General features: G+C 37.6%; 14 protein-coding genes. 8 read left to right on the top strand and 6 right to left on the bottom strand.

Annotated elements, in window-relative coordinates:
• Positions 1 to 340 precede the first annotated feature (340 nt).
• Positions 341 to 1,522: an aspartate aminotransferase family protein gene (locus CA2015_RS23280; RefSeq protein ID WP_048644068.1), complete on the bottom strand. Its 1,182-nt coding sequence runs from the start codon at positions 1,520 to 1,522 to the stop codon at positions 341 to 343.
• Between the two features lie 279 nt (positions 1,523 to 1,801).
• Between CA2015_RS23280 and CA2015_RS23275 the strand changes: the two genes are divergently transcribed.
• Positions 1,802 to 2,563 (top strand): 3-keto-disaccharide hydrolase, encoded by a 762-nt coding sequence (locus tag CA2015_RS23275; RefSeq protein ID WP_048644067.1) that lies wholly within the window; start codon positions 1,802 to 1,804, stop codon positions 2,561 to 2,563.
• Between the two features lie 28 nt (positions 2,564 to 2,591).
• A complete protein-coding gene (locus tag CA2015_RS23270; protein ID WP_048644066.1) occupies positions 2,592 to 3,935 on the top strand; it encodes a Gfo/Idh/MocA family protein in 1,344 nt (447 codons plus the stop codon).
• A gap of 96 nt (positions 3,936 to 4,031) precedes the next feature.
• Here CA2015_RS23270 and CA2015_RS23265 read toward each other — a convergent pair whose 3' ends face one another.
• Positions 4,032 to 4,475: a peroxiredoxin gene (locus CA2015_RS23265; RefSeq protein WP_048644065.1), complete on the bottom strand. Its 444-nt coding sequence runs from the start codon at positions 4,473 to 4,475 to the stop codon at positions 4,032 to 4,034.
• Positions 4,476 to 4,629: 154 nt separating this feature from the next.
• Here CA2015_RS23265 and CA2015_RS23260 point away from each other — a divergent pair, with 154 nt between their 5' ends.
• The 3 genes from CA2015_RS23260 (at position 4,630) to pncA (ending at position 7,614) form a co-directional block, all read left to right on the top strand.
• Complete coding sequence (locus tag CA2015_RS23260) at positions 4,630 to 5,451, top strand: DMT family transporter (protein WP_048644064.1); 822 nt, start codon at positions 4,630 to 4,632, stop codon at positions 5,449 to 5,451.
• 62 nt (positions 5,452 to 5,513) lie between these two features.
• On the top strand, positions 5,514 to 6,995 hold the full coding sequence (locus tag CA2015_RS23255) for a nicotinate phosphoribosyltransferase (RefSeq protein ID WP_048644063.1): 1,482 nt from the start codon (positions 5,514 to 5,516) through the stop codon (positions 6,993 to 6,995).
• Positions 6,985 to 7,614, top strand: a complete 630-nt coding sequence (gene pncA / locus CA2015_RS23250; protein ID WP_048644062.1) for a bifunctional nicotinamidase/pyrazinamidase — start codon at positions 6,985 to 6,987, stop codon at positions 7,612 to 7,614. The genes CA2015_RS23255 and pncA overlap by 11 nt, the downstream gene beginning before the upstream one ends.
• 91 nt (positions 7,615 to 7,705) lie before the next feature.
• Here the strand turns inward: pncA and CA2015_RS23245 are convergent, their stop codons facing one another.
• Complete coding sequence (locus tag CA2015_RS23245; RefSeq protein WP_048644061.1) at positions 7,706 to 8,254, bottom strand: ferritin; 549 nt, start codon at positions 8,252 to 8,254, stop codon at positions 7,706 to 7,708.
• Between the two features lie 186 nt (positions 8,255 to 8,440).
• A complete protein-coding gene (locus tag CA2015_RS23240; RefSeq protein ID WP_048644721.1) occupies positions 8,441 to 10,315 on the bottom strand; it encodes a CocE/NonD family hydrolase in 1,875 nt (624 codons plus the stop codon).
• 188 nt (positions 10,316 to 10,503) lie between these two features.
• On the opposite strand from CA2015_RS23240, the gene kdsB reads away from it, so the two are divergent.
• Positions 10,504 to 11,238, top strand: a complete 735-nt coding sequence (gene kdsB / locus CA2015_RS23235; RefSeq protein WP_048644060.1) for a 3-deoxy-manno-octulosonate cytidylyltransferase — start codon at positions 10,504 to 10,506, stop codon at positions 11,236 to 11,238.
• A gap of 374 nt (positions 11,239 to 11,612) precedes the next feature.
• On the opposite strand, the gene CA2015_RS23230 is transcribed toward kdsB, so the two are convergent.
• Positions 11,613 to 12,323, bottom strand: a complete 711-nt coding sequence (locus CA2015_RS23230; RefSeq protein WP_048644059.1) for a 16S rRNA (uracil(1498)-N(3))-methyltransferase — start codon at positions 12,321 to 12,323, stop codon at positions 11,613 to 11,615.
• A 112-nt stretch (positions 12,324 to 12,435) separates the two neighbouring features.
• Between CA2015_RS23230 and CA2015_RS23225 the strand changes: the two genes are divergently transcribed.
• Positions 12,436 to 12,900: a GAF domain-containing protein gene (locus CA2015_RS23225; RefSeq protein ID WP_048644720.1), complete on the top strand. Its 465-nt coding sequence runs from the start codon at positions 12,436 to 12,438 to the stop codon at positions 12,898 to 12,900.
• Between the two features lie 233 nt (positions 12,901 to 13,133).
• On the opposite strand, the gene CA2015_RS23220 is transcribed toward CA2015_RS23225, so the two are convergent.
• A complete protein-coding gene (locus tag CA2015_RS23220; protein ID WP_157470580.1) occupies positions 13,134 to 14,294 on the bottom strand; it encodes an acyltransferase family protein in 1,161 nt (386 codons plus the stop codon).
• Positions 14,295 to 14,325: 31 nt separating this feature from the next.
• On the opposite strand from CA2015_RS23220, the gene CA2015_RS23215 reads away from it, so the two are divergent.
• Entirely contained in the window at positions 14,326 to 14,610 is a 285-nt protein-coding gene (locus tag CA2015_RS23215) for a hypothetical protein (protein ID WP_169786509.1), read from the top strand.
• Positions 14,611 to 14,839: the final 229 nt, after the last annotated feature.

Genomic DNA, 14,839 nt, shown 5'->3' with positions numbered 1-14,839 from the left:
AATTTGTTAATTTTTTAATTAATCTATTCGTGAATAACCAATTTCTCTGCAAATTAAACAAAATTTAAAAGTTTTGTCTATTTGCTCTCAGTAGAATCTGCAAATCATTTGCAGACAATAATTTAATACAAAGAATAGTGATTTATAAAAGAGCAAAATTTATAAATTTTCACTATCTATTTAACCCGAAATATTTACAACCATTTCACTTTATTGTAGCTTGGGTTTCTAAGAGTGTTGCTATTGTATTTTGTTATTTAATAGATTGATATTCTTTTGGTTATATTGTTTTGTTGAATTTAGATATGGGAATTGACAAGTCTGTTACAATTGACTATCATTAATCCTCATTAATGGATTGTAAAATACATTGACAAGCTTCCTGTATCTCTTCAAAATTTATGGTAAGTGGTGGAGCGATACGCATGGCATTATCACAATATAAGAACCAGTCTGTTATGACCCCATTATCTATGCAGCGGTCTATTATTGGTTTTAACACTTCAAATGAATCAAAAGCCACAGCCATCATTAAGCCTTTGCTTCTTATCTCTTTAATTTTTGGATGGACTAACAAACGTTTAAACATTGTTGCTTTTTCCTCTACTTGTTCGATTAAATTGCCCTCTGTTATTGTTTGAATGGTTGCTAAAGAAGCTGCAGCACTCACAGGGTGTCCTCCAAATGTAGTAATGTGTCCCAGTAGTGGGTTTTCCTTAAACACATCCATGATCTTTTTCGATGTAACAAATGCACCGATTGGCATACCACCTCCCATTCCTTTGGCGCAAACCACTATATCTGGCACGATGTTGAAATGTTCAAAAGCCCAAAATTTACCTGTTCTTCCAAAACCAGTTTGGACTTCATCCATAATTAGTAGTGTACCAGTTTGGTTACACTTTTCACGCAAAGCCATAAAATATTCCTTGTCTGCGATTCTTACTCCAGCTTCACCTTGTATGGTCTCTAAGATTATAGCGGAAGTATCTGTAGTGATATGCTCTAGTTGCTCTATCGCTCCATAGTTTATGTTTCTTATTCCTGGTAGCAAGGGTCGGTAAGCCCGTTTGAAGAGTTCATTTCCCCCAACAGACAAGGCCCCATGAGAAGAACCATGATAGGCATCTACACATGAAATAATTTCCCTTCGGTTATTAAATCTTTTTGCCAGTTTTAAAGCCCCTTCTATGGCTTCACTACCACTATTGACCAGGTATACATTGTTTAACGAATCTGGTAATGTGTTGACTAATGCCTGGGCTAGAAGGGTTTGGGGTTGCTGAACGTATTCCCCGTACACCATTAAATGTAGGTATTTGTCAAGTTGATCGTGAATTGCTGCCAACACATTTGGATGACGATGACCAATATTACTTACTCCAATTCCAGATATAAGATCCATGTATTTCTCACCATTTGAACCATAAAGAAATACTCCCTCTGCTTTTTCTATTTCTATCATCAGAGGGAAATCGGTAGTTTGAGCCAAATGAGATAAAAATAACTGTCGGTTGTTCATAATAAATAGAGTATTATAGTAAAAAACCTATTTCAGGTACAGTTTTTTACAATAATTGAAGGTTTAAGACGATGGAATAGCAAAAGTAATCATAATAAATACTGTAAAGAAACCTTAAGCATTTAAGCTGGATTTAAATCATTTTTATTATTGGAAATCCAGTACCTATTATCAATTGAATTATTGGTATTAATTAAAATTAATGCCCTTAAATTAGGGTTTATCTGGTACAAATCACTTAATTTGAATATTACATAGTTATAAACCAAAAATATACCAATGGAATCAAAATTCTTTTCTTTGTTTTTAGCCCTGGGTGTTACCGGAGCATTTTCTGTTACAGCTCAGGAGAAAGAAATTAAATTACCACCTCAGGCTACTGAATTTTATGAGCCGGTGGTACAAGTTGTAACACCAGGTAGTGAAAACCACCTACCTCCTGCGGATGCTATTGTACTTTTCAACGGGAATAACCTGGATGCCTGGGTAAGTGAGAAGGATGGTAGTTTTCCTAAATGGGAAGTTAAAGATGGTGTTTTTACTGTAGTTGCCAAAACGGGAGGCATCAAGACCAAAGAGGTTTTTGGTGATGTTCAGGTACATATTGAATGGCGTTCGCCAAGTGTTGTAAAAGGTGATGGGCAAGGACGTGGCAATTCTGGCTTCTTTTTAATGGGGAAATATGAATTACAGATTCTGGATTCCTACGATAATAATACCTATTCTAACGGCCAGGCTGCAAGTATTTACAAACAACATCCTCCATTAGCAAATGTCATGCGACCTCCAGGTGAGTGGAATACCTACGATGCTGTTTTTACTGCTCCTCGCTTTGACTCAAAAGGGATGTTGATTTCTCCAGCACGAATTACGGTATTTCACAATGGGGTGCTTGTTCAAAACAATGTGACTCTTCATGGTCCGACACAATACATTGGTATTCCTCATTATGTAGCCCATGATGAGGAATTGCCATTCCATATTCAGGATCATGGAAACCCTGTTAGTTTTAGAAATATTTGGGCTAGAAAATTAGATTAAGCCATTCATTATCTTAAAATAATAAATAATGAATTCCAGAAGAAAATTTATCCATAAATCATTGCTGACCTCAGCAGGGATAGCAGCAATGCCAGGACTTTTGTCTGCTGAGCACCTAAAAGCCAGAGCTATTAGGATAGGGGCAAATGACCAGATTAATTTCGGCTTAATTGGTTGTAAGGGGATGGGCTGGTCAAATATGCACAGCCATCTACGCATACCAGAAGTCAATTGTGTGGCCCTTGCAGATGTAGACCAAAGTGTTTTAGACCAACGTAGTGAAGATGTTTACAAACTTCGGGGAAAAAGGCCTAAACAATACAAGGATTATAGATTAATGCTTGAAGATCCCGATATTGATGCAGTAATCATTGGAACACCTGACCATTGGCACTGCCTGAATCTGATAGATAGTCTTTCAGCAGGTAAACATGCCTATACCGAAAAACCACTCGCCAATTCTATAGAGGAATGCAACTTGATGGTGAAAGCAGCAGATAGATATGGGAAGCTTGTTCAGGTAGGACAGTGGCAGCGAAGTGGATCCCAATATGAACAAGCCATAGCAATGGTAAAGTCAGGGAAATTAGGAAACATAAGATTGGTTAAAACCTGGGCTTATCAAGGTTGGATGAATCCAGTTCCACAATTGCCAAACAGTCAGCCACCTGCCGGCGTAGATTATAAAATGTGGCTTGGACCAGCTCCTGACAGGCCTTTCAATGCCAATAGATTTCATTTCAACTTTCGTTGGTTTTGGGATTATGCCGGTGGATTGATGACGGATTGGGGTGTGCACGAAATAGATATAGCCCTGTATGCAATGGGGGTTAGTGCGCCTAAATCAATCATGGCTTCAGGTGGTAAGTTGGCCTATCCTGATGATGCTTCAGAAACTCCGGATACATTGCAAACCGTCTATGAATACGATGGCTTTAATATGTTATGGGAGCATGCTACAGGCATTGACGGCGGTAATTATGGTACGACTGAGGGGATTGCCTTTATAGGTAACAATGGTACGCTGGTAGTAAATCGTGGTGGTTGGAAAGTAATTGCCGAAACCGAAAATGTAAATGGTACCAAAAAAGAGAAAATTGAAGCAATCGAGCTAGTGAAGCCGGAAGGATCTGCACAAAGGTTACATTGTAGGAATTTCGTGGAAGCCATGAAAGCCAATGACCCATCCATGCTACATTGTGGAATTAAAACTGGATCTATCGCTGCAATAAATGCCCATATGGGAAATGTAGCCTATAAATTGGGTGAAAAAATCTATTGGGATGCTGACAAAGGCCAGTTTACTAGTGGAAAAGCAAATAAATTAATAAAAGCCAATTACAACAATGGGTGGAATCTGCCTAAAGTATAAAAAGCTTTTTTAATCAAAAAATAAGGGGATGCGTAATGCATCCCTTTATTTTTAATTCAAAGTCAGTAGGATCATTACAATAAGGGTACATTTGGCTCAATAATTTTCCAGCATTTTTTTTATGTGGGCTTTGGCATTAAACATATCCTGGAATTCATCCTTAATGACATGACCTTTGTCCAATAAATAGGTGATTCGCTTAGGTATACCAATGATGGGTACCAATGCATCGTATTTTTTACACACTTCACCGCTCGTATCTGATAGTAACTCAAATGGTAATTTATTGGCTTTTTTAAACCGAAGGTGAGTTTCCATATCATCTCTGCTAATTCCAATTACAGGAAGGTCCAAGTCCCTGAATTCCTCGAATTGATCTCTGAATTCACAGGCCTGTGCAGTACATCCTCCGGTAAAATCCTTAGGGTAAAAATAGATAATACATGCTTTTCCAAAGAAGTCTTTTGAAAGCTTAAAATCCGATCCTGATGTGGATGGTAAGGTGAAGTCTGGCGCCTTTTGTCCGATTCTTAATCCCATTTTTTTAAATAGATAAACAAATTTCAGGATAATTAGTTTTCTTTTATTCGTTTTATCTGTTTTCTGGAACCAATTTTTCTTTATAGGACTTTTAATGAGGTAATTTTAATCTAGGTTTTAATAAGATATTTTGAGTAATTCAAGTGTAAGGCACATGTTGCTGGCAGTGTGTTTTTTCGCACTAATGAATGTTGCTGTTAAATTTTTACCCCATATTCCAGCCATTGAAATTATTCTTTTCCGCTCTGTTTTCAGCTTTATCTTTAGTTACATGATTTTAAAGCGAAAATCAGTACCTGTTTTGGGGAATAATAGGAAATTATTGGTGTTAAGGGGAGTGGTGGGCTCAGTAGGTTTAATTACATTCTTCTATACCCTCCAAAATATCCCTTTGGCAAGTGCTGTCACCATCCAATATCTTGGCCCTATCTTTACTAGTATTTTGGGTATATTTATAGTCAAGGAAAAGGTAAAACCGAAGCAATTTGTTTTCTTCGCCATTGCTTTTTTGGGTGTGTTAACTATCGAAGGTTTTGACCCTAGAATAGATGCCTTGTTTCTGGGAATAGGGATTGTGTCTGCTTTATTTTCTGGGTTGGCTTATAATGTGATCCGGAAACTTAAAAATACGGAACATCCACTGGTTATTGTGTTTTATTTTCCCCTTGTCACTATACCTGTTGCGGGTGTTTTAAGCTACTTTTATTGGGTACAACCAGAAGGTTGGGATTGGGCTTTATTACTATTAATAGGTATTTTAACTCAACTGGCGCAGTACTACATGACCATGGCTTACCAAAATGCCAATCTGGCAAAAGTGGCAAACCTGAATTATATCGGAATAATTTATGCTTTAGGCTTTGGCTACATTCTCTTTGATGAAACTTACAATTTAATTACCTACGGAGGCATGTTACTGGTTCTTTCAGGGGTAATCCTCAACTTCTTATATGTAAGGCAGCCAAAATCAAAATAATGAGTCAAAATGTGGTATAAGCCGCTTAATACTGTAAATTTGAGATTTATAGCACCGTATTTATGAAAATTACCAAAGACCTATATCACAGCTCACTTACTCTATTAACTGATTATTACCAATTTACCATGGCTTATGCCTATTGGAAAGCTGGTAAGGCCGAGGAAGAAGCCATCTTCAACTTATTTTTTCGAAAAAACCCATTTCAAAGTGGGTTTACAATTGCAGCAGGCTTAGATTATGTGATTGATTATTGCAGGAATATGCAGTTTGGGGACAATGAACTCGCGTTTTTGGCTGAAATGAAAGATGCCAATGGTAAAAAGGTTTTTGAAAGCGGTTTCATTGATTACCTGAAAAACATGACCTTTAGCTGCGATATAGATGCAGTAGAGGAGGGGGAAGTTGTGTTTCCGAACATGCCTATGGTCAGGGTCAAAGGCCCTTTAATTCAATGCCAGCTTTTAGAAACCCCATTATTAAACATTATCAATTTCCAAACTTTGATAGCAACCAAGGCAGCAAGGATTGTATTGGCTGCAAATGGGGATCCTGTGATGGAATTTGGTTTGAGAAGAGCGCAAGGAATTGACGGTGCCTTGGCTGCTAGTCGGGCATCCTATATTGGAGGTTGTTCATCCACTTCAAATGTAATGGCCGCCAAGCTATTTGGTATACCTGTGTCAGGTACTCATGCCCACAGCTGGATCATGTCATTTGATAATGAATTGTCAGCTTTTGAGTCCTACGCTGAAACTTTTCCCGACAATACTACACTTTTGGTAGATACCTATGACATTGTTCAAGGAGTAAAGCATGCCATCGAGGTAGCTGAGAAACTAAGAGGAATTGGCAAGGAAATAAAAGGAATACGGATTGATTCCGGGGATTTGGCTTATTTTAGTAACCTGGCTAGGAAGATGTTGAATGAAGCAGGTTTTCCTAATATACAGATTGTGGCAAGCAATGACCTTGATGAGCATATCATTACCTCATTAAAGATGCAAGAAGCGTCAATAGATGTATGGGGAGTAGGTACAAAACTGGTAACAGCTTATGATCAACCTGCTTTAGGAGCTGTTTATAAGCTATCTGCTTTGAAAAGTAAAGATGGAGACTGGGTTCCAAAGATTAAATTGTCTCAACAATCTATAAAAATAAATATTCCAGGATTTCATAATGTGTTGAGGTACACCGCTGGTGGAAAGGCTTTGGCGGATATGATTTACCTTGAAGGTTTAGAGAAAAGTGATAAGGTTACCATTATAGACCCTATTGATCCTACTCGAAGAAAGAAGATTTCTGTGGACAATGCTGAAGCAGAAATACTTTTAAAACCTATATTTAGTAAAGGGGAGAAAGTTTATAATCGCCCAAGTATTCAACAAATCAGGCAGCGAACGCAAGATAGGCTTGCCATTTTTGATAAAACCCATAAAAGACTGATCAATCCTCATATTTATCCGGTGGGACTTGAAGCAAGTTTATATGAATACAGGACAGCCTTGGTGTTAAAAGCTAAAGCAATGGACAATGGAAGTTAATAAGGAAAACAGTGCGCTTATAATTGTAGATGTTCAAAATGACTTTTTGCCTGGCGGAGCTCTTGCCGTAGGCAAGGGAGATGAAGTAATACCTGTCATCAATAAGGTTAAAGATAAGTTTGACCTAATTGTAGCTACCCAAGATTGGCATCCCGCCAACCATGGTAGTTTTGCCGCCAACCATGAAGGCAAGAAGGTGGGGGAATCAATCAGCCTAAATGGTCTAGATCAAATTTTATGGCCTGTACATTGTGTTGAGAATTCGATTGGAGCAGATTTCCACAAATCTTTGGACAAGCAAAACTGGAGAGAGGTATTTAAAAAAGGGTCCAATCCAGTGGTTGATTCTTACAGTGGTTTTTTCGATAACGGTAGGAAAGAGAAAACAGGCTTAGGAGACTTCCTCAAAGCTAATGGGATAGAGAATGTATTTGTAACAGGTTTGGCGGCTGATTACTGTGTTAAATTCACAGTTTTAGATGCCCTGGATTTAGGATTCAATACCTATTTAATAGCGGATGCTACTAAAGGGGTGAACTTATCTCCGAATGATACTTTAGAGGCTTTTAAAGAAATGGAAACTCAAGGTGCAATCCTGGTTTCCTCTAGTTCTTTATAAATAAAACTGCCTTGGCCTTAAATAAAAGGCAATAAAAAACCCTTCAGTTTTATACTGAAGGGTTTTTTATTAGGGGAATCCAAAATTGAATTTATACTTCAGGCTCTTTAGTAGCATGTAATTTGCCCATTTCCTGATCGATCGTCCATAAACCGATTCCTTCTTCGCCAATAATATCGAAGATTTCCAAAGCTCTTCTAGCTAATGTTTCCTCTTCTCGTTGTTCAGTTACGTACCATTGCATAAAGCTAAAAGTAGCAAAATCTTTCGCATTGAAACAATGGTCTACTATGATGTTTATAGACTTGGTAACCTCTATTTCATGTTCAAGAATCAACTCAAAAACCTCTCGGAGGGAATTAAAATGCTGCCTGATATTGGTAACTTCCGGTTGAATGGCATGGCCTCCAGCTTCGTTGATGTACCTAAATAATTTAAGCATATGACCTCTTTCTTCTTCGGCATGGTCATATAAAAAACGGGCAGAGTTGGAGAAACCTTGCATTTCAGCCCATGAAGCCATAGAAAGGTAGTAAGCTGAAGATTTTCCTTCCATTTCCACCTGCTTGTTAAGCTTGTTCTCCGTATCAATTAATAGTGACCTCTTTAAGGTTACGATTTCTTTTTCTTTAGTTTTCATATTGAATTTTAGTTTTCTATGTTAAATATGCAAGGATACCTTTTTTAATGGCTTTCTGATGATAGGAGTAAATCGATGTTTTGAATCCTTTCAATCCTTCACTTGATGTCTTTTCAATGATAAATATATGTATTTTCGCTCGCCATTCTCACAAACTAAACCTATAAATCCTAATTTTAAACCATTCTAAGGAAGCACCATGACTTCAATTTTACTAGCGAATTCAGCAGTATGGAATACCCGATGAGTGGCTTTGATGAAGTCTTTATTTTCGGCTTTAAAGATGTTTTCAACATATTTTTGAGGGTTTCTGTCAATCAAGGGAAACCAACTGCTTTGGATCTGAATTTGGATTTTATGGCCTTTTTTAAAGGTGTGTAAAACATCCTGTAATTTTAAATCAATTGAAGTAATTTGGTCTGGGACAAATGGTTTGGGGTATTCAAAACTTTCCCTATACCTGCCTCGAATAACTTCTGATCGAACCATAAGGTGGTAGTTCCCCATGTCAACACCATCCAATACATATTCGTGATTAGGGTAATCTCCAGGGTAAATATCAATTAGTTTAACAATCCAATCTGCATCGGTTTGTGAGGTTGCAACTTCTAGTCTGGCCATGATTTCTCCTGCGAATGTCATGTCTTCAGTTAAAGCCTCAGTTTCGAAAGTCAAAACATCAGGTCTTCTTGCAGCAAAACGCTGGTCATCAGCCATGTATTTACGAGGAGTAAAATTTAATTTGATGTCTTGGCTATAGGGTACTGGTTTGGCTGGATCTGATATAAAAGTAGAAAATCGATTCCCTTCTGGGGAATCCTGTGAAAGCCTTCTTCCTTCATGCAAAAAGAAGCTTTTCAATTCGTTGTTTTCGGGTGGCCATTGATCAAATTTTTCCCATTTGTGTTTGCCAGTATCAAACATATAGGCTTCAGGTAGCTTGGGTTTTCCTTCAGTGGGTTCTTTTAAGTAATGATGGAAAAATGTGCGCTCTATGTTTTTCTGGTACCAGGTTGATATGGAATCTCCAAAGTAGATATTGGAGACAATTTGCTGACCTGCTTCCCTTGACCAGTCTCCATGAGACCAAGGTCCCATTACAATGGCATTATAAGTGTTGGGATTGTTGCTTTCAATGGTTTTGTAAACGGTGAGGGGGCCATACAGATCTTCTGCATCAAACCAACCGCCTACCGTCAATACTGCTGGTTTTATATTGTTTAAGTGGGGGATTATACTTCTTTCTTGCCAGAAGGAATTGTAATTGGGGTTTTCCTTTAATTGTTGCCAGAAGAAATTATCTTCACCATACCATTTGTCTGCATTTTTAAGTGAGCCCATATCCATGAAGAACTGGTATCCATCGTTTGTTCCAGGATTAACCATGTCATACCAAGCCTCCTCTGTTGGCCCGTCTTTTTGATAACCAAAAACAGAGGTAGCCAGCCAATAACTTAATAAATAGGCCCCATTGTGGTGAAAATCATCAAAATAAAAATCTCCTATAGGAGCCTGTGGAGATACAGCCTTAAGATTGGGATGTGCAAAGGGTAGTGCTGCCGCACTGTAAAATCCAGGATAGCTAATGCCCCATATTCCCACCCTGCTATTGTGGTTTTCAATGTTGGCCAATAACCAATCTATGGTGTCATAGGTATCCGTACTTTCATCAATTTCTTTAGAATTTTTATTTCTTGCAGAAAGTGTAGGTCGCATATTGTCGTAGAGCCCCTCAGACATCCACCTTCCTCTTACATCTTGATAGACAAATATATATCCGTCCTTCATTAAAAATTCAGAAGGACCAATTTTGCTTTTCATGTTGTTTGGTCCATAAGGTCCGGCACTGTAAGGTGTCCGTTGCATTAGTATTGGATATTGTTTCGATTTGTCTTTTGGAATGTAAACGACAGTGTGCAAATTGATCCCATCTCTCATAGGGATGTCATGTTCTACTTTTTCATAAAGCCTTTCAACCTCATTTATGTCTTGTGTGAATGCTTTAATCGAATAGGAAAAGAACAATATAAATAGGACCAAAATAGGGAGTGTTTTTTTCATGATCATATATTGTTTGTTAGTAGCTCTAGCTTTCAATAAAGATATTGATTTTACCCTGAAATGGGCTTAAATTGATTAGCTTTGCTATTAAGATAAACCTTATTTCAGTGATTTTGGTGTAATTCCAAAAAAATATTTCATCTAAAATCATAGGTAACCAGTTAAGAATTAATAAGAAACATCAATAAATGAAGACCATTGCCTTAATTCCTGCAAGATTTGGAGCCACTCGTTTTCCTGCAAAGTTGTTAGCGGATTTGAGAGGGAAACCATTGATCGCCAGAACTTATTTAAGCACCCTTGCTACAAATGTTTTTGATGAGGTCTTGGTGGTGACGGATCACGAATCAATTGCTGAAGCTGTAAAAAAGGAAGGTGGCAAAGTGTTTTTTAGCCAAAAACCGCATGAAAGTGGATCCGACCGTATTGCAGAAGCAGCCGCCTCAATTGAAGCGGATATAATAGTAAACGTTCAAGGAGATGAGCCCTTTCAAGACAAGGAATCTCTCTCCAATCTCGTTGCTGCATTCAAGGATGAAAAAGTGGAAGTAGCTTCACTTATGTCACTAATTAAAGAACCTAGTCATATCAACAATCCGAATATTGTAAAGGTAGTTACCGACAAGGATAACTTCTCCCTATATTTTAGTCGGTCCCCCATTCCATTTCAAAGGAATGAAGCATCTTCACCGAAATATTTCAGACATATCGGGATTTATGCTTATAAAAAAGACCTTTTGATGGCTTTTACTCAATGGGAAAAGTCCTTATTGGAAAATGTTGAAATGCTTGAACAATTAAGGTTGTTGGAAAATGGCATCCGTATAAAAATGGTCAAGACTGAACACCAGGCTGTAGCCATAGATGTTCCCGAAGACCTTGATAGAGCCTTGACTTATTATGATAATAACCACTCAAGTTGATCCCTTAAGTAAATAGCTAAAGGCATAGCATTAATAGTTGTTTTTTTGGAGGAACTGCTACTTTTGGCTTTGAACCCGGATTATGTATAGGATTTCTCCGTCCTGACAATAGTCAGGGGTGAAGCCTGTCCCGTGTTTACGGGAAGTGTTGCAATCGCAAGACAATCAGGCTGTTTGGATATTTTAGCATAGCACCGCTATGGTGAAATTGAAAACAGCATCGAAGTGGCTGATTTTGAAGCGATTTCAGCACGTAATAGATTGTCTATTGCATGTTTCATGTTGAAAGAATGCCCTGACAAAAGCTAGACACATGCCAGCTTCAAACCGCTACAATGTTATGTGATTCAGTAATTGGCTTAAGATTAGTTATTTTACTGCTCCAGATTCAATAGGTTCAAAGTATGAACAGCCACAAGACCTGCAGTTTCTGTTCTTAAACGATGCTTGCCAAGGGAACAGGGTTTAAATCCATTGTTAATGGCTGCAGATATCTCATTTGGGCTGAAATCACCCTCAGGCCCGATCAATACAAGGTAAGATTGATTTGGTGAAGCTTGCTTGATCAAGTGGGTGTCATTGTCTTTGTCTACATAAGCAATAAAGCGTTCATGTGAATGAAAGGAGGCATCGGTAATGAACTTTTCGTAGTCGGTAATTGGATTAAGAACAGGCAACCAGGTTTTAAAACTTTGCTTACATGCAGACACCAATTTTTTATGCAGTCTATCAAGTTTGATATTTGATCTTTCGATATGTGCCGTTTTCAGAAATGTGATTTCATCGAATCCAACTTCCGTCATTTTTTCTAGCATCCACTCCATGCGATCCATGTTCTTAGTCGGCGCAATAGCCAAATGAATATGTGACTTTTCTACCGGGGTGAAAAGTTGTTCTACGATTTTAAGTTTACATTTTTTTGGATTGTTGTCCTCAATAATACAAGTAAACAAGGACCCTTTTCCATTTGTGAACAGCACGGTGTCCCCGATGTTTTTTCTTAAAACTTTACATAAATGGTTGGACTCCTGAGCGTCCAAAGTAAATACTTCCCCATTGATCTCCTCTTCAAAAAAAAGCTGCATGACATTGTCGTTTTATTCCTTCGAATTTATAAAATTAACCTTAAAGGTTATACAGGATTTGTTTATTATTGTGATAGAAACCTTTTTATTGATAATAAAAATTATTCAAATAATGACTACTACTTCCAATCTATCTCAAAGGATTCTTCAAGCCAATAATGCAGAATGGCAGCTTTGGCTTGAAGAATGCCTGTCGGCATTTGACTGTGTTACAGGGACCCTGCACGTGTTAAATAAAGAAACTGGACTTTTAGAACTTAAGGCTCAGGTGGGTATTCCAGATTTCCTTTTACCTAAAATGAGTACTATACCTGTTGGGAAGGGAATGGCTGGTATTGCTGCTGAAAGAATGGAAGCTGTGCAAGTTTGTAATTTGCAAACAGATGACTCAGGTGTAGTTAGACCCGGAGCTAAGGATACAAAGGTGGAAGGTGCGATTACCGCGCCTATGATTTTAGAGGAGGAATTATTTGGTACATTGGGTATTGCCAAAAAAGAACCTTATGAATTTAATGAAGAAGAAACCATTGCTTTGATGGATATAGCTGCCGCTTTGGCTCAAAAGGCAAAAGCCTAACCAGACTTCTCTGGGCTTAGAGAAGTGCCGATAGGTAATTAATTGACTAAAAAAAAATGGCCGTATTGTTGCGTTTTTCAACAACAATACGGCCATTTTTTGGTTACTCATCGAATGAATCACAATCTCTCTCCTTAATCAAATAGATATTATGGCTTCAAGTGGTTAAAATTTAATCATGCGCTTGAAGGTAGATCGTCTATTTCTAGTGAAAGCATGTAGCTCAAGTCAAATTATACTTTGACGAAGATTTTCAAACGGTAAAGGATGTATAGAAACACCCATACCAACATAAGGGCACCGAATGCTTGATAAACAGAATGCCATTCTTCAGCTAGTGGCGCATATAAACCTGAAAATAATTTTTTGCTAGTGAACCTGAAATCGATAAAACTGAAGGCAAAATAGATGGTTAATGAGTTTAGCCCTATAACTTGAAAGAAGAAAGCCCATTTTCTTATTTTCCATACATCTATAATTACATAGAATAATAGCAAAGAAAGAAAACCCAAGCCGCTTGTTAACATTATAAAAGAACTGCTCCATAGGTGTTTGTTTATAGGGAAATGTAAGTCCCAAATCAAACCTAAAATAACCCCCGTGATTCCTGCAATGGTTAAATATTTAATTTTCTTGGAGTCCAGCCAAGCCCTGGATAAAATTTCTCCTGCCAAAGTACCAAAAACAGTAAGACACAATGCTGGTATTTGTGTTAACAATCCAAGTTCATCATAGATCTCTTGTTTAAGGATGCCGGGTAAGAAAGTTCTATCAAACCAACCTACTAAGTTTCCTTCAATACTTAAATCTCCTGCTCCATATCCTGGAACAGGGATAAGGAATAAGGCTGCATAATAAAGCAAAAGAATTATGGCAGCTACTCCAATTCTTTTGTAAAAGTCGAAATTTAAATAAATAATTGTGGCGACAAAGGTGGCAATACCTATTCTTCCCAAAACACTTCCCAGTCTAATTTGTGAAGGTTCAAAGAATGGGACTGGTGAATTCTTAAACAAAATACCTAAAAGAATAAGTATTATCATTCTCGAAAATGTTTTCTTGTATAAGGTGGCCTTGGTCATGCCCAAGGACCTTCCCTTGTTTAATGAAAACGTTAACGAAACTCCTGCAATAAATAAGAATAAAGGGAAAATAAAATCGTAAAAAGAAAAACCATTCCATGCAGGATGGTAAAATTGACCGGCAACCCAATCTACAGCGGAAATACCAGTTTTTCCTTTTAATTGTACTAAAAATGATCCTGCTCCTGCGATAAGTAACATGTCAAACCCTCTTAATGCATCTATTGAGAGAAGTCTTTTAGAAGGCGGAGATGAAGATGTATCCTTAGACCGTTTTTCTGAATCAATTTGAGTGATGGGTGGGTTTGTCATGACAAAGACTTTCAGTAAATTGGGGGATTATTTGAATAACATAATTCCTCGAATTTATTTTAAATTATTGGAATTAAAAAGTTATTTTATATACAATGGCTATAATATATTTGGTGTAGTAGAGGTAAGTTTTACCTATTTGAGGTATAATAAAAATATGGATAACAAAAGGAGAGATTTTCATAAGGTTGGAGGATTGTCAGGTTTTGCCGCTATTACCGGTTTGTTTTCTGCAATAAAAGTCGAAAATATAAAATCCAGTGAATCTCATCGTACCATGACTTTTAACATGTCCGGCTATGTCGTACCGGCATAGGAGAATGATGGACTCCCTTAGGAATGGTATTTCATTGGATATGGAAGTATATAATGCTGCAATCTGGAGTGTTATAGGGCCTTTAATTGAAAGGTCCGTTGCCAATATATAGAGGGGAAACATTAGATGTCCCAGATTTAACTAGTGGAGGTTAGAGAAATAGTAAACCTCTTGGATGTCTCCCTGTCTCTTGAAGGAAATACAAATATTTTGCCTGAAAACAGGTGAT

The sequence above is a fragment of the Cyclobacterium amurskyense genome (assembly GCF_001050135.1).
Taxonomy (GTDB): Bacteria; Bacteroidota; Bacteroidia; order Cytophagales; family Cyclobacteriaceae; genus Cyclobacterium; species Cyclobacterium amurskyense.
The sequence above is the reverse complement of the archived record's forward strand: the minus strand, read 5'-3'. Positions and strand labels throughout refer to the sequence as shown.